Consider the following 18,718-nt stretch of genomic DNA (forward strand, 5'->3'; position numbering starts at 1 on the left):
GTTCACCTTAGTTGTTGAATAACTCGATTACTTTTTCTTTAATAACAGCTTTTATGTTTTCCTGAGGCTCCGTTGCGGTAATTGTTAGTGTTTTTCCTTGGTAATTAGATATGGCTTTTTTGTAATTTTCTTTAGCTTGTGTGAGTTTTTTGAGATTTTCATAGCTATCTTTGAATTTTCTGGACTCCATTCTTTTGATTGATACTTCGACAGGGTTGTCTAAATATATGATGAGGTCTGGCTTAGGGAAGTTTTTGTTCAATTCTTGCACGAAGTTAAAGTCGTTTTCGTTTGAGCAGTGGTATGCTAATGACGAGAAATAATATCTTGTGCAGATTACGCTTATACCCTTGTCTAACATGCTGAATATCCCATCTATGTCGTTGTAAAGATGGTCGTGCCGGTCTGCAGCGAAAAGATATGCCATTTGCTCATCAAATAGGTCACCGGAGTTGATATTTTTGTTTGCACCGGTAGACATTTTTATCCTTCCTTTAAAAATTTGACGTATCAAATTTCCAATGGGGCCATCAGATGGCTCGCAAGTTGTTGCGCATCTAATGCCTAGCTCGCCAAGGGTATTCTCTAAAAGTTTTGATTGAGTAGATGTTCCTGATCCGTCTATCCCTTCAAGTACAATGAATTTTCCTCTCACTGTTAAGTCTCTCTATATGCTTGTATAAGGTTGTATTAAATATTGTATTGAGTTTTATTTGAGTCTGTTTGTTGAAGTATGTGTTTTTATCTAACTATCCATGGTTGGTAAGAATAGCATACTCGTATTGGCGCAGGCAGTGGGCTATTGCTGTGCAGAAACGGATAATCCTTGAGGAACAGCATCCGGAGAGGAGCATTTTTCGTACAGTAATCGTAAGCATTGGACTACTGCAATGGTTCAGCCATCTGATGAGGATCTTGAGAATTATGGAAAACGGCGCGTTTTTTGTCCTTTCGGTGCCAGAAAATTCAGATTTTTTGCTTGAGATTTTTCATGTGTGATGAATTTTTGGTTGGTTTTTTAAGATTTTTTGAACAAACGCTTACAATTAACGCGCGAAGAAGGGCGATTTGCTGATGCAGATCGACCCCGAGCACTACCGCATCGCGGTCAAACAGGCGCAGTCGCTGGTGGCGTCTCGCAAATCGACGTGGGAGATGCGCAAGGTCAATGCCCACCGCCGCGCCGACATGGACAACCTGGTGATCTCCAGGGAAAACCGCGACGACGCCAGCAACATCGCCGACTCGGCGTTAGCCGATTACCAGCACGCTCAGGCGCAACGGGAAGCCGTCGAACTGAACCTCAAACGCACCGAGGTCCGCGCAGCGGTGGACGGTTACGTGACCAACCTCAATGTGCATCGCGGCGATTACGCGCGCATCGGTGAAGCGAAAATGGCCGTGGTCGACATGAACTCGTTCTGGGTCTACGGCTTCTTTGAAGAAACCAAATTGCCCCACGTGCGGGTCGGCGATAAGCCGACATGCAGTTGATGAGCGGGGAAGTGCTGAAGGGGCATGTGGAGAGTATTTCTCGCGGTATCTACGACCGTGATAACCCGGTAAGTCGCGAGCTGATTGCGGACGTGAACCCGACCTTTAACTGGGTGCGGTTGGCGCAGCGGGTGCCGGTGCGGATTCACATCGATGAAGTGCCGGAGGGTGTGCTGTTGGCGGCGGGGATTACTTGTACTGTGGTTGTTAACTGACCGTGCAAAACGTCTCATGCAAATGCCGCCAAACCACCTTGCCATCCGCCTGCTTCTCAAACACCACCGTCGATCGCCGATCAGAGTGCAACCCCGTCGCATCCGTCTGCTGCTCGCGATAACTCACAGTCGCGCCACCGTCGTACAGAGCGATGCCACGCAATTCGCTGAGCTCAATTCTGAACCCGAGCTTCTTCCCGCCCGCCAGTAGAAACAATTCATTCAGCGCCTCAAAATCCAGCACCCGCCCCAATGGCGAGATCATGGAAAACTGTGGCGAAAAACGTGTCAGCAGTTGTTCAAGCTCTGACTTGTCCCGTTCCTCGGCCAGCCACTGCTCGATGGCAACGTGGGCCTGGATCACTTCGTCAAAGTATTCGGTGTAGTCGGTCATGGGAGCTGCCCCTTCAATCCAAAACGCTTCATTAATCCCGCTTCCAGCCAGGCTTTAGGCAACAACCCCGCCAACAACGGCAACGCCCGACTGCCATTGCCCAGACGAATCAGGCGCGGTGGTTTGCTCTGCTGCACAGCCTTGAGCAAATCCTCTGCAAACTCCTTGGCTGGCGTCGGTTTGTCCTGAGAGGCCTTGGCCCGCGCGCGAATACCTTCACGCAGCGGAAACCACGGCGATTGTTCGGTGATCAACTGCTCAGCCTCATGACCGGCATTCTTGGCAAAACTGGAGGCGATAGCGCCCGGCTGGACTTCCATGACCCGTACGCCAAACGGCGCCAGTTCCATACGCAACGCATCGGTCAAAGCATGCACTGCCGCTTTAGAGGCGCAGTAGGCGCCGGCGAATGGTGTGACCAAAACCCCGGACACGCTGCCGATGTTCACCACCAGACCTTTGGCCCGGCGCAGCACCGGGAACATCGCGCGGGTGACACCGACGATGGCGAACACATTGGTTTCGAATTGCCGCTGCATGGCCGGCACACCGCCGTCGAGCAACGGCCCCATGGCGCCGTAACCGGCGTTGTTGATCAGCACGTCGAGGCCGCCATGTTGCTGGTTGATGCGATCGCTCAAGTGCTCGAGTGCCGCACCGTCGTTGACGTCCAGTTGCACGGCGGTGAAACCGGCAGCGGCCAGAGCCACCACGTCTTCAGCCTTGCGGGCGCTGGCCCAGACTTCGTAACCGGCACTTTTGAACACCTCGGCGAGGGCGCGGCCAATGCCGCTGGAACAACCGGTAATCAATGCAACGGGCATGGCGCGGTCCTTGTGCAAAAAGAGAAAGGGAAGATCAATCGGAGAAACTACCTTGCAAACGCTCGGCGCGAAACTCCAGCGTTTGCGGGCGATAGCCAGGGCGCAGTGGCGGCATCGGCAAGCAGTCTTCCCAGTTCGCGCCGGCCTGCAGTTCGCCGGGGCCGCGATAGCGCGGTGCGGCGTATTGATTGTCGGCCAGATTGACCGTGTCGCCCGGCGCATAGGCGGCAATGCGCCAGCGCAGTTCGGTCAGCGGCACGTCGTTGCTGTTGTTCATTTTCAGTTGCAGTGGACTATCGGCCGGGCAGTGTTCGGGCGCATAAGTGATGCGCAGCTCGAGGCGCGCGATTTGCTTGACCTCGCGGTTGTCCATCCAGATCACCCACGTTGCCACCAGGCCCAACCCAATGGCGGCTGCCACCGAGACCGGCAATGCCTTGGTCGGGTAGCGCAGCAACAAAATCAGCCAAGTGATGACCAACAGGACGCCGATGAACATGTTTGAACGCTCCTTGAACTCATGGCCACCATCCTACCGAAGGGCCGAAGGAATGGACATTCGTCGATCAAGGTCCTTTGCCGTTGGTCGGCACTGTGATTTCTGACAGTAGCCTTGCATGCCTACGAACGGTTAGATATCCGCTGGCAAACAAGGACGCCACCGGCATGCGGTCTTCAACGATGGGAATGCACCACAAAACACCAGGATTGTCCGTTGTCGACCCGCGTGGACTGCCGATCCGTTCGGTTGATTATTGGCGCGAGGTCGAAGGCGTTCCTACTCAGGCACGCATCAACCGCACCTTTTACGATGCTGCAGGGCGTGCGGTTGAACAGTGGGATCCACGGCTTTGGGCGTTGAAACAAGAAGAGCCGCTGACGCCCGCCAACCTCACGACGGTGTTTTCGCTGTCGGGTAATGCGCTGTTCACCGAGAGCGTTGATGCCGGTTGGCAGCTCAACCTGCCAGGTCAGGGCAATGAGGTTTTGCTGAGCTGGGACAGTCGAGGCACGCGACGTGAAGTCGAGTACGACGATCTACTTCGTCCCGTTTCGGTGTTCGAGCAGGGCGGGACGGAGCCAGGCCATTGTGTTGACCGCATGACCTATGGAGGTCCCGATCATGGCGAGCAGAATCAATGCGGCCAGTTGATCCGTCACGACGACCCCGCAGAAACGGTACTGTTCGAGGCCTTTTCAATCACCGACCAATGCCTGAAGCAAGTCCGTCACTTCACCCTGGACCCTGTTACACCTGACTGGCCAGAGTTGGAAGCCGATCGCCAGCGGTTGCTTGAGCCGGGGGAGGGAGCCGCCTCGACGTGGAGTTTCGGTCCACTGAATGATGTGCAGGAACAACTCGATGCCAAGGAAAACCGCCAGGCCTTCAGCCTGACCCTTGACGGTCGTTTGCGTGAGACGCGTCTGCAACTTCAGGGACTGACCACGTGGCAAACGCTGGTCAGCGATATCCAGTACGACGCCGAGGGGAAAGTGACGCACGAAACTGCCGGCAACGCTGTAGAAACAACCCTGCTTTACCGCGCTGAAGACGGTTTGTTGATGGAGCGTCGGGCTCAGGCCGCGGGTGCTCGGATGTTGCAGCATCTGATCTACGACTATGACCGCACGGGCAATGTCCTGAGCATCGAGGACAAGGCATTGCCGGTGCGTCACTTCGCCAACCAACGTATCGAACCGATCAGTCGCTTTAACTACGACAGCCTTTACCAATTGATCGTGGCCTTTGGTTGGGAGGCGGGTAGTGCCAATCAGGGGCCGGAATCGGTGGGGCGAACCGATCCGGCAGCAGTCAGCAACTATCACCAGACCTACAGCTATGACGAGGGCGGTAACTTGCTGAAGCTGACGCACGTCGGTGCGCAGGGGCCCGGACGTGAATTGAAGGCCGCGCGTAACAGCAATCGCTGTCTGCCCTGGCGCAACGGAGTGCCACCCACCGAGGCAGAAATCGCCGCCGCGTTCGATGCCCGGGGTAATTTGCTGGAACTGGATCAGGGACGGTTTTTAACCTGGGATCTGCGTAACCAGTTGCAATCGGTCAGCCCGGTGGAGCGCGCCTCCGGTTTCAATGACCGGGAATCCTATGTCTACGATGGCGGTGGTCAGCGCGTGCGCAAGATTCGCTCGTTACAGACCAATGCCCGCACCGTGGTGGCTGAAGTGCGTTACTTGCCGGGGCTGGAACTGCGTACCGACAGTGGCACCGGGAAGGTGCTACAGGTCATCACCGCGCAGGCCGGGCTCAATAGTGTCCGGGTGCTGCATTGGGAAACCGATCCGCCGTCCGGCGTGACCAACGATCAGTACCGCTACAGCCTGGTTGATCATCTAAACTCCTGCACGCTGGAACTCGCCGACGATGCGCGAATCATCAGTCGGGAAACTTATCATCCCTTTGGTACAACAGCCTGGTCTGCCAGCCCGAACGACACCGATGGGGATTACAAAACCATTCGTTATTCCGGCAAAGAACGAGATGCGACGGGGCTTTATTACTATGGGTTTCGGTATTACATACCGTGGTTGCAGCGGTGGCTGAATCCGGATCCGGCAGGCAATGTAGATGGATTGAATTATTACGCAATGGTAGGAAATAACCCGGTTACTTTCGTGGATATTGACGGGTATGCCAAAGGGGAGAGCGCCATTAGTGGCGTTGCAACGCACGCAAAAGAACTAAATAAAAGCTCAGTAAAAAATATGGCGTGTATTTTTGGAGCGCGTAGTGTTGCTCCCGAAATTAACGGTCGCACCGTTGTTACAAAGCCGATAGTGAACGTTTTGTCTCCTGCTAATAAACCTGCCCTACCCGCTGTGGCTGGAAAGAGTTCGCTCGAACAGGTGAGAGGAGCAGACAGTACAAATGGAATAGATGTAGGAAAAAGAAGCGAGAACGTAATGCTGGGCGGGAGTGGGCTATCCACCAGCGACGTTTCTATGAGTTTCAAAAACGTGACCATTATGAGGAACAGAAGGGAAGTTATCGTGCAACGGTTGGTCGTGGTTTTTCACAGAAAATTTGATTTGGTCGAAGGAAAGAACCTGCCTAAATGGCCGGACGGTCACGAAATAGTACCTAGCCAAGACTGGATCAACAAAGAAGGTATTGAAGAATATGAAAAGTTCAATTCGTTGAAAGGTGTCGAGCATGAACAAGCCATTGCTGCAATTAAAGCCAAAGATCCAGCAGCGCTTAAAATCGGCTTGGGAACCCCGATTTTTGCACATGACAGTGAGACAAAAATAATCACCCTTCAGGATGGGCATCATCGTTTCATCGCTGCTGCGAAAAGCGGTGGAACCGTAGAATTGGATAGTTCACGAGGACCCACTTCAATTCTGAAGTGGAAGGATCTGAAATTCAGTGTCAAAAAACCCCTTAAGGTCTGACTCATAAAAAAACGTCCAACCGACTACGGATAGGGAGCGCAGTCGGTCGGACGGGGGCTTCTGGTGTTACAGATCAATTACCGCGCGATGGTTTTCACCGATACGCCGCGGTCGATCGGGGTAGAGCGACCGTAGATATCTTCAAACCGCTCGATATCGTCTTCGCCCAGGTAGCTGCCCGATTGCACTTCGATGATTTCGAGTGGAATCTTGCCCGGGTTGCGCAGACGGTGGACCGAGGCGATCGGGATGTAGGTCGACTGGTTTTCAGTCAGCAGGAACACGTTTTCGTCGCAGGTCACTTCAGCCGTGCCGCTGACCACGATCCAGTGTTCGGCGCGGTGGTGGTGCATCTGCAGCGACAGGCACGCGCCCGGTTTGACCGAGATGCGCTTGACCTGGAAGCGGCCGCCCATGTCCACCGAGTCGTAGGAGCCCCACGGACGATAGACTTCGCAGTGGGTCTGGGTTTCGCTGCGGCCTTGTTCGTTGAGGGTGTTGACCATCTGTTTCACGCCTTGGACCTTGTCCTTGTGGGCGATCATCATGGCGTCCTTGGTTTCAACCACCACGATGTTTTCCAGGCCAATCACCGACACCAGTTTGCCGTTGCCATGGATCATGCAGTTTTTGCTGTCCTGGATGACCACGTCGCCTTTGGTGACGTTGCCGTTGGCGTCTTTCTCATTCACTTCCCACAACGACGCCCAGCAGCCGACATCGCTCCAGCCCGCGGTCAGCGGTACAACGCAGGCGCGCTGGGTTTTTTCCATCACCGAGTAGTCGATGGAATTGTCCGGGCAGCAAGCGAAGGTGGCGGCGTCGAAGTCGACGGTGTCGGCATCCTGTTTGCTGCGCTCCAGGGTCAGCATGCAGGTGTCGTAGATGTCCGGATCGTGTTTTTTCAGCTCTTCGAGGAAACGGCTGGCGCGGAACAGGAACATACCGCTGTTCCAGAAGTAACCGCCGGACTCGACGAATTCGGTGGCGCGCTTCACGTCCGGTTTTTCGACGAAGTGCGAGACGCGGCTGACGCCTTCCGGCAGCAGCGAATCATTGGCCGACTTGATGTAGCCATAGCCGGTTTCCGGTTTAGTGGCCGGTACGCCGAACAGCACCAATTCGCCGTTTTCTGCAGCGACGGTGGCCAGGGCCAGCGCGCGTTGCAGGGCTTTTTGATCTTCCAGCACGTGGTCGGCGGGCAGCACGAGCATCAACTCGTCGCGACCTTCGTTGACCAGCATCATTGCGGTCAAGGCCACGGCCGGTGAAGTGTTGCGGCCGAACGGTTCCATCAGGATGCGCTGAACGTCCAGTTTACGGGCGGCCAGTTGCTCGTTGACGATGAAACGGTGTTCTTTGTTGCAGACCACGATCGGGGTGTCCATGCCTTCGAACACCAGGCGTTCCAGGGTTTGCTGGAACAGTGTTTGTTCGCCGGTCAGGGCGAGAAATTGCTTGGGGAATTGCTTACGCGAAAGCGGCCAAAGACGTGAGCCACTACCACCTGACAAGATCACCGGAATCATGTTGTTACTCCTTGAAAATCGTATGGGTCAGAGCTACTGCGTTCTGTCGTTTCACTCTTGTTCTTATTCCGTGTCCGGGTAGCCCGTGGGCTACCCGACAAAATGATTAGCGCGTCGAAACCGGGCGTTTTACCCAGACTGGTGCCAGGCTGCTGCCGGTGCCGGTGACGTACAGCACGGCGGCTTCACCGCGTTCCAGGGCAACCGGTTTCACGTCGCCGACTTTCTTGTCGCCATCGTAAAGCGCCAGGCTGACTTTCACCGGGTTGATTTCACGTTCGCCACGGCCCTTGGCGGCCACGGTCGGGACCACTTCGGTCTTGCCGTCAGCGGTTTTCAGGGTCAGGGCCTTGTCGCTGAGGTTCTGCACGCGAACCAGGGATTTCTGCTTGTTCTTGAACGGCGGCTCTTCGATCAGTTGTGGCGCGCCGCTGGCGTTGTTGACCAGGGTGTAATAGTGATCACCGGCCAGTTTCACCGGCAGCGTCTGGCTGCCGACCTTGGCGCTGTAATCGCCGCCCGGCATGAAGCTGAAGTCACTGCTGGACAGCGGCGCGACTTCGCTCAGGTTGGTAGTACCGACGGTGGCGCTGACTTCAGCGTTACCGGCGTTGTAGATACGCACGAAGCTTGAGCCTTTCGGTGCGGTCGGACCGTAGAGTGCGGCGTCGCCAGCAAAGGCGGACATCGACAGAACGCTCATGCCAGCGACGAGTGCAACTGCTTTTAAGGAGCGAGCGGCGAGACGGCGAGGAGTAGTAGTGAAAGTCATGGTGTACCTCTCTTTCAGTTTTGCGCCCGGTCGGGCGTCTCGGATTTAGTGTTTGCGGCTACGTTTTGTTGGCGAACGCCGGCTTCTTTGAGCTCTGCGACCCACTGCGGGTCGGCGTCACCGATTTCGTTGTTCACAGGCAGATAACGTTCAGGAAACTCCCAGATCAGCACCTGAGGCGGGCTGTTCTTGAAAGCATCACTTTTCAGGTAGGTGAGCATCGGCAGAATCGGGCCGTGGCCGTCTTCGGCGTAATTGACCACGTCGCTGTTCAGCGCTTGTTTCAGCGCACCGACGAAGTTCCAGTTGGGGTTGGCGCTGTAGCTGGTGCCGATCAGGGCCACCGGCACTTCAGTGTTGGCGAACAGGGCGTCATCACCGGCAGGCTGGTCTTGCGCCGCAACGGTATTGCGCTTCTGCAACGGCTCGGGCTTCGGCATCAGGTTTTCGAACAGCGGGTCCAGCGGCAGGAACAACCGCAGGTCGCCCTTGTGCGTCACCTTTTCCGCAGGTTCCGTGACGAAGTGTTGCGGCTCGCCGCTCAGCGGGTATTTGTCGGTAATGGATTTCGCCAGGGTTTCGGCGGCGATTTGCGCGCCTTCCGGGGTCCAGTGGGTGTCGGTGCGCAGGAAGACTTGCTGACCGTCCAGTTTGCCCCTCAGCAGCGGGCCGAACAGGTCGGGAGCGAGGACCTTGTTGGCCGCCACACGAGCGTGGAAATCTTCATAGAGGTTGGCGTGGATGCTCGAAGGTTTCACTTCACCCAGGTGTTCCGGGTACAGGCGAGTCTTGGCCGGCACGATCGCCATGACCAGTTTCACGCCTTTGGCTTTCAGTTCCTGGCGCACGCCTTCGACCAGCGCGTAGTTGCCTTGCAGGTTCAGCTCTTCGTTGACGATCGGGTTGAATTCCTCATCGCTGTACAACCACTGATCGCGACCGAGCACGACGCCCGGACGACCTTCGTTGAACAGTTTGAAATCCAGCGCAGCCCAAAGGTTGGTGCCCAGACGCTTGATCGGGAACTCCTCGTCGTAATGCGTTTCCACAGCTTTGCTCCAGCGGCCGTTAAGCACCGTCGTTTCGGCACTGGTGTTAAAGCCGAAGAAACTGCGCGTGGACCACACGCCCAGCACCAGCAGTGTCAGCAGGAACAAGGCGATGTAGAGGATGCGTAATGAGCGGGTCATAGTCAGATCCCTCAGAACTGGAAGTAAAGGAACGGCGAGAAGCTTTGCGCCGAGAGTTTGAAAATCGAGGCGATGAACAACACCAGTACCAGCGTACGCATCACGTAACGAGACCAGTCAGCGGTCCAGTAGGCCGGTTGCACGGTCGCTTCAACGCCAACGGTGTAGCCAGGTTCGTGGATGCTGCCCGGGTTGTCGCCCGGTACGGCTTTGATCATTCCAGGCGTCGCGGTGGCCGGGCCATCGGCCTCGACGTTCACCACAGGCTTGGTCTTTTCAGGCGGCAGATTGGTGTAGAAGTCACGGATGCCGAAGAACGCCAGGGTCATGTAAGCCACCACCAGGGTCGCCACTTGCAGACCGGTGAGGCTGGCCGCGTTGAGTTCCGACAGTGACCATTCGCCGAAGCTGAACATCGCACCGTACATACGACCGGCGACGTGCAGGTTTTCCGAGCGGAAGATCACCCAGCCCATGACCACGAGCAGGAAGGTCAGCGCCCAGCGGATCGGGTTGATGCTGCGCGGGGACGTGTTCAGGCCGAGGGCTTTTTCGATTGCCAGCCACATGCCGTGCCAGGCGCCCCAGATGATGTACGTGATGTTCGCGCCGTGCCACAGACCACCCAGCAACATGGTCAGGAACAAGTTGCGATAGGTCATCAGCGTACCTTTGCGGTTACCGCCCAGTGTGATGTACAGGTAGTCACGCAACCAGGTGGACAGGCTGATGTGCCAGCGACGCCAGAACTCGGTGATCGACTGGCTGATGTACGGCTGCTTGAAGTTTTCCATGAAGCGGAAACCCATCATCAAGCCCAGACCGATCGCCATGTCGCTGTAACCGGAGAAGTCGAAATACAACTGCGCGGTGTAGGCCAGAGCGCCGAGCCAGGCATCGCCCGTGGTCGGGTTCTGCAAGGCAAAACAATGGTCGGCCACCACCGCGAGGGTGTCGGCGATGAAGACCTTCTTGATGAAACCCTGCATGAACCGCGTGGCACCCTCGGAGAACTTGTCGAGGGTGTGAGTGCGGTTGTTGAACTGGTCGGCGAGATCGCGGAAACGCAACACGGGACCCGCGATCAGGTGCGGGAAGATCGCTACAAACGCTGCGAAGTCGATCAGGTTGCGGGTCGCCGGCGTGTCACCACGGTAGACGTCGATGATGTAGCTGATGGACTCGAAGATGTAGAACGAGATCCCGATCGGCAACAGCACGTGGGTCAGGATGAACGGCGACAGACCGACCGAGGTCATCATCGCGTTGATGCTGTCGACGCCGAAGTTGGCGTACTTGAAGTAGCCGAGAATGCACAGGTCGACGCCCACGCCCAGGAGCAACCAGCGCTGTGCCGGTTTGGTCCGAACGCCTGCGGCACCGACTTTGAGGCCGATCCAGTAGTTCCACAACGTGACGGCTGCGAACAGCGCAAGGAAGTCCACACGCCACCAGGCATAGAACACGTAGCTGGCGAGCAGCAGCAGCAGGTTGCGATAGCGTATTCCGCTTAAGTAGTACATGCCGAGAAAGATCGGCAAGAACAAAAACAGGAACACGTTGGATGAAAATACCATCCCGGTCTCTCCATGTTTAACCAACAGTCAAGGGCCAACGGCCCCCCCAAACCCCCCACCGAAATCCGGAGAGCTACGATCGTTCCCACGCTCTGCGTGGGAATGCCTCACTGGACGCTCTGCGTCCGCTTCGGCATGTGACGCGGAGCGTCACGGGCTGCATTCCCACGCAGAGCGTGGGAACGATCACCGACGACTCAACTACCTTTTTTGCCTTTTTCACTCGCCGGGTCGTAGACCTTGGTCAAATCCCCACCGAGGCGGAAGGTCTTGAACGGCTGCATTTCGCGCTTTTTCTCAAGCACATCCGGCGAGCAGGTGTAGAGCGTGCAGAACGGTTCGAGCCAGGAAAATTTCGAGTCGACTTTGAGGTCGGTCATGTCCTGCTCTTTACCGTTCTTCTTCTCGAATTCTTCCGGGTCTTCGACACCCGCGAGCACTCGATCACCCAGGCGCTTCAATGCGCCGTTGTTTTCCTGACGCAAGTCCACACCGTTGACCAACGCAAAACTGGCGATCATCGACAGCGGTGGCAGGGCGTAGTTGTGATAGGAGAGGGCGCGTTGCTGGCGCTTGAGTTCGTTGGGCAGGAAACCCTGGGCGTCGATTTGATTGACGCCGACTTTGTATTCCTTCACCGACCAGTCGAACAGGTCGCGACGGTTGGTGGCGATGGACGTTGCCATCACCGACCAGGCGGACCAGTACGAGTGGTTGTTGGTTTTTTCCAGCGGCAGGTTGTCCCAGTCGCTGACGACTTGATCAGCCATTTTGCTGAACCAGGCCTCAATCAGTTGCGCCTCTTGCTGATGGTTCGCCAACGGATGCGAGTCGGAGAATTTCAGGCGGATATAGGACGAGGCCATGCTGCCCAACGCCCATTTGCGCATGGACTTGCCGGTGTGGTTGAAGTCCTTGGACATCAACGCATCTGCCTTGGCCCAGGCGGTCAACCAACTCAGGGTGCATTCCAGTTGTTCCGGACGACCGTCACGCATGTACTGCATTACGCGCTTGCTGGTGCCGCGCTCAATCTTGGTGATGTCGGCCGTGGTGTCGCGGAAGGCTTTTTCCGATGCCTCGTTCAGGGTCGAACGGGCCTTGTCGGAGCCTTCGTACTTGCTGCGAAATTGCAGCGAGCCGGTGTACGGCGTCGGCATCGCATCACAGCTTTCGCGCTTGTCGCCGGTTTTGACTTTTTCAATCGGCGCGAAGTATCCCTGTGGCGGACGCAGGGGCGCAGCGGCCTGAGTCGCACCGGCAAACATGGCCAGGCTCAACAGGGACGGTGCGATTAATCTTTTCAAAGTTCGGGTTTGCATAGTTGCCTCATTGCCCGGCCTGAGCGGTACGCTGCCCAGCGCCTGGGAACACGTTGCGTTTGCAGATTTTCGCTTCGACTTTTTGTGGCGCGGCACCTGCTTCAGGGCCCTGGATTTCGACGGCCAGCAGATTCTGCGAGGCCCAGTCTTCGTCCGTGCGCAACTCAAAGGCGAAACGCCCGTCGGTATCGGAGGTTTCCGGTTTTTCGATTTTGATGTCCTCGTGGCGACCGTTCATGTACCAGAGGGTGGCTTGCAGATTTTTCACCGACGGATCGGCGAAGCGAATGTCGACCTGGTGGCTGCTGTTTTGCAGATTCAGGTTCTTGCTGTTGACCATCAATTCGTTCTTGCCCGGTTTCAACGTGGTGCTGCCGGTCAACTGTGCGTCCTTTCCTTCGCAACCGTTGTCCAGCAGCGCCATCATCTGGCGGTAGATGGTTTCCTGGTCGAGGCGATAGAGCGGCGAGAATTCCCAGATCAGAATCTTCGGTGGCTTGGTCTGGAACTCTTCGCTGCCCAGGTACTGCAGCATCGAACCTTCCAGGCCACCGCCGGGGAACGCCACGTTGAGGATGTCGGCGCCGATGGCCTCTTCGAGGAAACCGGAGAAGTTGTAGTTCTTGCCACTGTGGCTGGTGCCGACCAGGGTGACCTCCGGATTGCCGGAATCACTGAACAGATCGCCATCAGCTGCCTCGCCTTTCGGCTCGGTGGTGAACTGATCCATGTACTGGGTCGCGTAGCTGGTGCCACAGAGTTGACCGGCCATGTTGTGTAACGTTCCGGTCTTGCCCATGCGACCCGACTTATGGCTCTCGAATTCGCGTTTCGGCACGTCGGCAAAGGCCGGCATTTTCTTGATTTGCTCACCGACGATTTTCGCCGTGCGCTGGGCGCCATACGGCGTCCAGTGTTGGTCGCCGCGGAAGTAGAAGTCGTGGGCCTGCAGGGTCTCAGGCAGCGATTCGTTGGTCAGCGGCGAGAGGTCCGGCACGGTGTAGCCCATGGCGGCGAAACGCCCGAGCATGGTCTTGTAGTTCTTCAAGGCCTTGTCGAAATCGAACTTGGCTTTGTCTTCCGGGTTGAGCTTGTTACGGTTCACAAGACCACGGGTCGGCTGGTAAACAACGACCAGTTCCACGCCTTTGCTCTTGAACGCGTCGTGCAGTTCTTTCATGCGTTTGTAGCCAGCGGGCGTGGTGTCGAACTCGGTGCGCAAGTCTTCTTGCGTACGGAATAGCCAATCGCCCTGAGCCTGCACCAGCGTGGTGAAGTTCTGCTGGTAACGCGTGATGTAGTTTTTCGCGTCGTGCGCTGCCGGGCACAGGTTGCAGCACGGTTCAGCGTCGAAGCTGGGTGGCTTTATGTTGCCGGCAGCTTCATCGGCACGAGCGCCAGCGCTGGCCGCGAGAATGCCGGCGGTCAGGGCCGACAGGCTGAGTAATTTGATCAAGTGTGAGTGCATAAAATTATCCTCAGTCCCGCATTTCGGTCTGGCGTTCGACAGGGTCGATCAGCACGGCTTTCTGCTGGCGCACCAGCAGGTCGAGAATTTCATCCTGGCGCTCGCCAAGAATCCCGTTGAAGCTGATGCCGCTGGATTTAGTCGGTGCAAGCATGGACACGCGATACAACTCGACGCTCAGCGGCGAGTCGATGGACAGTGGTCCGCTGCCGTTGCCGGCCAGTTCGCCACCGACGATGATCAGCGACACCTGGGCGTCGAACGGGTCGAGCTTGATGTCCCGGTCGGTGTCGCTCAGGTCCTTGATGTGGCCGTAGACGCCGGTCAGGCCGTTGGCCATGGACAGGTTTTCGTAGAGGCGAATGTTCACGCTGTTACGAATCCGGATGCCGTGGCGTTTGTTGCTGATCACCTTGTTGCCCCACAGCAGGTTGTCGCCACTCTCGTAGAGGGTGATGCCGTCGGTGTGGTTCTTGTAGATCTCGTTGTAAGCAATCAGGTTGTTCACGCTGTTACGGTCGATCACCAGGCCCGACAACTTGTTGTCGTAGCTGCGGTTGTTGAAAATGAAGCTGTCGTTGACCTCACGGGAAATAATGATCCCGTGCTTCTTCTTGGTTCCAAACACCGTGTTGTCGGCAATGATCAGACCGTGGGAACGGTCATGCGGGTCAATGCCGTAGACGATGTTGTCTTTGTAGGTGCTGCCCTTGACCACAAAGTCGCGGGCTTCGTAGCAGTAGAAGCCGTACCACATGTCCGAGAACTCGGAGTCGACGATCCAGCCGGTCGGTTCAGGGCGCTTGAGCACCTTGGCCATGTTCGGCGTGTACTGGGAAATACTCACGCCATAAGACTTACTGTTGGCGTAGCCGAAACTGGCGATTTTGCTGTTGGCGATGTAAGTCTCGGTGCCACCCCAGGACAACATGAACGGACGGAACTCCTTGGGCGACTTGTAGGCCGCCGGGCCGTTTGCCTTCTCACTCCAACCGGTGATTTTGGTATCACGCACGAACAGCTGACCGTCGTTGACCAGGAACGAACCGGCCTCTTGAGACAGGCGCAGTTCCTGGGTCTGCTTGTCGATTTCCAGAATGCCCTTGTTACCCACCACGATCGGCAACTTCGCCAGGAACACGCCCGGCGAGGTTTCGCTGAAGTACTGCTTGGGTACTTTCTTGGCCAGATCCTTGAGGTTCATGTAGCCGTCGTCGACGAAGATCGCCTGCGGGATGCCGTGCTGACGCACCACCCACTCGGCCATCTTGTTGTCGCCGCCGATGAAGTCCTTCAGGGCGTTTTCCTGCATCATCCGGCGCACGCTGATTTTGCCGGGCTTGGTGCGCACGATTTTCGCGGCGATGGCTTCGGCGGTGTAGCCGGAGGTGTCCGGCAGTTTCGGTTTGGCCAGCTCCAGCGGCGCAGTCGGTGCGCTGCTGACGGTGTAGGTCCTGGCCTGTTGCAACCCCTTGGCAATGGTCGCCGGTTGGCCTTTTTGAGCGGGCGCGGCCGGCTCCACCGTAGCGAAGGCTGCCGTGCTGGCCAGCAGCATCGCGCCGGCCAGCAAGGTTATCGAGCCTCTCTTCGGACTGTTCATGTCAGGAACTCCCTTAGCGGTTCGCATCAGAAGCGCCAGATCACGTCGACAAACGCGCGGTGCATGTACGAGTCGACGCCTTTGCCATACGCATCGCCGGGCTTGAACACACCGCCACGCACACGCACCAGGGCCGAAGGCTCATCGATCGATTGGCTCAAGGCTGCGGGCAGCAGGCCTTGCTTGAAGTACTTGGTGACGACCACGTCCATTTCCTGACCGAGGTCTTTGCTGCCATCTTCCAACGGCAGGGACGTGCTGGAGAGCACCGCGCCGGTCACGTCATCGGTGTCATTCTGGACGGCATTGATGCCGTTGCTGCCGACCGGCTTGTTGCCGTCGACGCGCCAGAATTTGTGGTAGATCACACTGGCGTCGTATTCGTCGTTGAGCATCCACGAACCGAACAAGGTGGCGGACTGCATGTTGTTCGTTTCACCACGGAACGCTTCGCCGAAACGGTGAACCCGCGAGCGAGTACCGGTGTAGTTCGAACGGTTGCTTTGCAGGCCGTTCTGTTCGTAATCAGCGCTGGCACGGGCATAAGCTGCACCGACTTGCCACTGCGGATCGAGGCGCAGACGCACACCCAAGTCGGTGGCCCAGCCATCAACATTGCCATTGGTTTTGGCTTGTGCCGGCGCGTTGCCCTCGGCAGTCAGCGGGTTGACCGTGTCGCGGTCGCCGCTCATGCCGGTGATGCTGCCCCAGTAATTGACGGTGTTGGTGTTGCGCCAGTTGTAGGCATCGCTGTCGGCGGTGAGGCCGAGCCAGCTGATATCGCCATTCTCTTTCTTGTCCAGAGAATCGGCGGGAACACCTGGCTGCGCGGTATCGAGCTTGCCGTCATCGTGGGTGTGGTGACCACGAATGCCGACCCAGTTGCCCGGGTTCCACTGGTACGCCGCGTCGGCGTAAGCGTGCAGGCGATCCTTGTCTTTGGGCGCGAGTTCGGTGAGGTCGGTGCGGTACTCGCTGAAGCGCTCGGCAACACCTGCGTTGGCGCGCAACAGGGTGGTGTCGAAGGTCCAGTTCAAGGCTTCGATGTTGGTGTCGCGCCATTGGCCGTCGTCATTGCGCAGGCGCTGGCGACCGAGTTTGAGTATCTCGCCGGGGTAGGGCGTAAGGCCGCTGTAACCGACCCAGAACTCGCGCATCGCCAGGTAATTTTTCTTGGTCTTGCGATCACCATTGTCGGTGGCCTGGGTGCCGTCGCTGTCGGACTGCTGCAGGGTGTCGGTCTCGATGATGTCGGTGGACGTCACCGCCTGGCCCATGGCATAGGCGCTCCACGCGCCGCTCTCGCCATAGACCCACGGACGCAAGTCGAGGCCGACGCCATTGACGTCACCGCCCTCGGCTGTGCCAAGGTCGGCGTCGTCTTCGGACTGGGCGGTGACTTTCACGTCAAGGCCGTAGTTCTTGCTTTCAGTCAGCGCCGCCAGGGTCGGGCACGACCACAAGAGGGCGAATGACAGGCCAATACCGGCCTTAACGAATGGATTCAACTTCATAGGGATTCCTCGCCGTCTTCTTCTTCCAGGGCATGCAGTTCCAGCGTGTTCTGGCTCAAGGCACCGCGAACGGCCTGTTCTTGTTTCAACAGGCGTTGGGCCTCGGCGAGCTGGGCAGGCGGCAGTTGGGCTTCGAGCGTTTGCGCAAGCTCAGTGGCTTGCGGGGTGTTTTGAGCCTTGGCCAATTGGCTGAAGACGTAAGCGTTGAGCGGGTCGGGCTTGGTGCCCTTGCCTTGGGAGAACAGTTGGGCAATGGCGAAGTCGGCGCTGTTCTGACCGTTACGCGCAGCCTTCAGCAGGTGATTCAGCGCCTTCTGCGAATAGACCTTGCCCAGGTAACCACGGCGGTAGATCTGGCCGAGGTAGTAATCGGCGGCCACTTCCTTGTCGACAGCTTTCTGGAAATGCTCTTCGGCGACTTTGGCGTCGGCCGGCACCCATTTACCTTCGTAGTAGAGCTTGCCCAGCAACAGTTCGGCACGCGGCTGGTCAGCGGCGCGGCCGTTTTCCAGGTACTTCATCATCGTGTCGACGTCGCCGAGTTCAGGGAAGTCGTAGAGCAATTGCGCCAGGCTGACCCAGGAAGCGGGGTAGGCGGGAGCGATGCCTTCGAGCAGCGACTGAGCCGTTTTCTCGTCGGTCTTGCCCAGACTCGCATCGCCCAATACGCGGGCTACGCTGTCAACTCGTTGAGCAGAAACTGTGCCGAGGCTTTGAGCGGCCTGCATCTGCTTGATCAGCTCGGCCTGTTGTTCAGGCTGGGCTTTTTTCTGGTAGACCGTGGCCAGTTCGACATAGCAGATGTCGGTGGTGTTCAACGCGGCTTTGCAGATCGTTTCCACTTCGTCCAGATGCTGGTCGTAAGTGCCCTGAGTGCGATAGAGCAGCACTTGGGCGAGGCCCGCTTCCGGTTTGCCTTCGGCGCGCCATTGGCTGATCTGCTGTTGCGCGTTGACGTTCGGGAAACTGTGCGGGTATTGCAGGTACAGCATCGCCAGTGGGATCAGGGTGTTGCCTTCGCCATTGGCCGAGGCTTTTTTCAACAGGCCTTCGGCTTCGTGCTGTTCGGCTTCGGTGGAGCCGGGTTTGGCCACCAACAGACGACCCAGGCGAGCCTGAGCCCGTGGCGAGACGCCGGCTGCAGCGCGGTAAGTCGCTTCGGCACGCTTGATCTGTGCCGGGTCACGGCTGTCGACCTGGATATCGGCAAGGCCAACCTGTGCTTCGCTGTAGCCCAGGTCTGCCAATTGCTGGTAATTCTGCGCCGCCAGCGTGGTATCACCGCGCTTGAGGGCTTCGTTGGCCAGACGCTGGTCGGGCAGGCCGGCGCATCCGGCCAGGGCGATTGCCATGGCCAGAGTCAGCGGGACTGGCAGGATTCTGAGTGGGCTAGTCACGGGCATGT

Annotated in this window: 14 protein-coding genes and 1 pseudogene; 2 read left to right on the plus strand and 13 right to left on the minus strand. The window is 57.3% G+C overall.

What is annotated here, in order from left to right; translation table 11 throughout:
- Window positions 1–7: 7 nt before the first annotated feature.
- Complete coding sequence (gene tmk / locus ACYZTU_RS06015; protein WP_461968711.1) at window positions 8–655, minus strand: dTMP kinase; 648 nt, start codon at window positions 653–655, stop codon at window positions 8–10.
- A 401-nt stretch (window positions 656–1,056) separates the two neighbouring features.
- On the opposite strand from tmk, the pseudogene ACYZTU_RS06020 reads away from it, so the two are divergent.
- Window positions 1,057–1,709, plus strand: a pseudogene (locus ACYZTU_RS06020) (efflux RND transporter periplasmic adaptor subunit); the annotation flags it as partial.
- Here the strand turns inward: ACYZTU_RS06020 and ACYZTU_RS06025 are convergent.
- The 3 genes from ACYZTU_RS06025 to ACYZTU_RS06035 are packed head-to-tail and all read right to left on the minus strand — an operon-like array spanning window position 1,702 to window position 3,426.
- The gene (locus ACYZTU_RS06025; protein ID WP_461968713.1) at window positions 1,702–2,103 is read right to left on the minus strand and encodes a DUF4440 domain-containing protein; all 402 of its coding nucleotides are present in this window, start codon (window positions 2,101–2,103) and stop codon (window positions 1,702–1,704) included. The pseudogene ACYZTU_RS06020 and the gene ACYZTU_RS06025 overlap by 8 nt on opposite strands.
- Complete coding sequence (locus ACYZTU_RS06030; RefSeq protein WP_461968715.1) at window positions 2,100–2,927, minus strand: SDR family oxidoreductase; 828 nt, start codon at window positions 2,925–2,927, stop codon at window positions 2,100–2,102. The genes ACYZTU_RS06025 and ACYZTU_RS06030 overlap by 4 nt, the downstream gene beginning before the upstream one ends.
- 34 nt (window positions 2,928–2,961) lie before the next feature.
- Window positions 2,962–3,426 carry a multidrug transporter gene (locus ACYZTU_RS06035; protein WP_461968717.1) on the minus strand — a complete coding sequence of 155 codons (465 nt, stop codon included), beginning with the start codon at window positions 3,424–3,426 and terminating at the stop codon, window positions 2,962–2,964.
- Between the two features lie 182 nt (window positions 3,427–3,608).
- On the opposite strand from ACYZTU_RS06035, the gene ACYZTU_RS06040 reads away from it, so the two are divergent.
- The gene (locus tag ACYZTU_RS06040) at window positions 3,609–6,341 is read left to right on the plus strand and encodes an RHS repeat domain-containing protein (protein WP_461970976.1); all 2,733 of its coding nucleotides are present in this window, start codon (window positions 3,609–3,611) and stop codon (window positions 6,339–6,341) included.
- 77 nt (window positions 6,342–6,418) lie between these two features.
- On the opposite strand, the gene ACYZTU_RS06045 is transcribed toward ACYZTU_RS06040, so the two are convergent.
- The 9 genes from ACYZTU_RS06045 to algK form a co-directional block, all read right to left on the minus strand.
- Complete coding sequence (locus ACYZTU_RS06045; protein ID WP_461968719.1) at window positions 6,419–7,870, minus strand: mannose-1-phosphate guanylyltransferase/mannose-6-phosphate isomerase; 1,452 nt, start codon at window positions 7,868–7,870, stop codon at window positions 6,419–6,421.
- A 106-nt stretch (window positions 7,871–7,976) separates the two neighbouring features.
- A complete protein-coding gene (locus ACYZTU_RS06050; RefSeq protein ID WP_282375203.1) occupies window positions 7,977–8,642 on the minus strand; it encodes an alginate O-acetyltransferase AlgF in 666 nt (221 codons plus the stop codon).
- A gap of 14 nt (window positions 8,643–8,656) precedes the next feature.
- Window positions 8,657–9,832 (minus strand): alginate O-acetyltransferase, encoded by a 1,176-nt coding sequence (locus ACYZTU_RS06055; protein ID WP_461968721.1) that lies wholly within the window; start codon window positions 9,830–9,832, stop codon window positions 8,657–8,659.
- Between the two features lie 11 nt (window positions 9,833–9,843).
- A complete protein-coding gene (locus ACYZTU_RS06060; protein WP_449643828.1) occupies window positions 9,844–11,409 on the minus strand; it encodes an MBOAT family O-acyltransferase in 1,566 nt (521 codons plus the stop codon).
- Window positions 11,410–11,606: 197 nt separating this feature from the next.
- The gene (locus tag ACYZTU_RS06065; protein WP_461968723.1) at window positions 11,607–12,731 is read right to left on the minus strand and encodes a mannuronate-specific alginate lyase; all 1,125 of its coding nucleotides are present in this window, start codon (window positions 12,729–12,731) and stop codon (window positions 11,607–11,609) included.
- A gap of 7 nt (window positions 12,732–12,738) precedes the next feature.
- Window positions 12,739–14,199, minus strand: a complete 1,461-nt coding sequence (locus ACYZTU_RS06070) for an alginate O-acetyltransferase (protein ID WP_461968725.1) — start codon at window positions 14,197–14,199, stop codon at window positions 12,739–12,741.
- Window positions 14,200–14,209: 10 nt separating this feature from the next.
- The gene (gene algG, locus ACYZTU_RS06075) at window positions 14,210–15,799 is read right to left on the minus strand and encodes a mannuronan 5-epimerase AlgG (RefSeq protein ID WP_461968727.1); all 1,590 of its coding nucleotides are present in this window, start codon (window positions 15,797–15,799) and stop codon (window positions 14,210–14,212) included.
- A gap of 26 nt (window positions 15,800–15,825) precedes the next feature.
- Window positions 15,826–17,313, minus strand: a complete 1,488-nt coding sequence (locus tag ACYZTU_RS06080; RefSeq protein WP_449643832.1) for an alginate export family protein — start codon at window positions 17,311–17,313, stop codon at window positions 15,826–15,828.
- Complete coding sequence (gene algK, locus ACYZTU_RS06085; protein WP_449643833.1) at window positions 17,310–18,716, minus strand: alginate biosynthesis TPR repeat lipoprotein AlgK; 1,407 nt, start codon at window positions 18,714–18,716, stop codon at window positions 17,310–17,312. The genes ACYZTU_RS06080 and algK overlap by 4 nt, the downstream gene beginning before the upstream one ends.
- Window positions 18,717–18,718 lie beyond the last annotated feature (2 nt).

The organism is Pseudomonas sp. HLT2-19-2 (assembly GCF_054898005.1).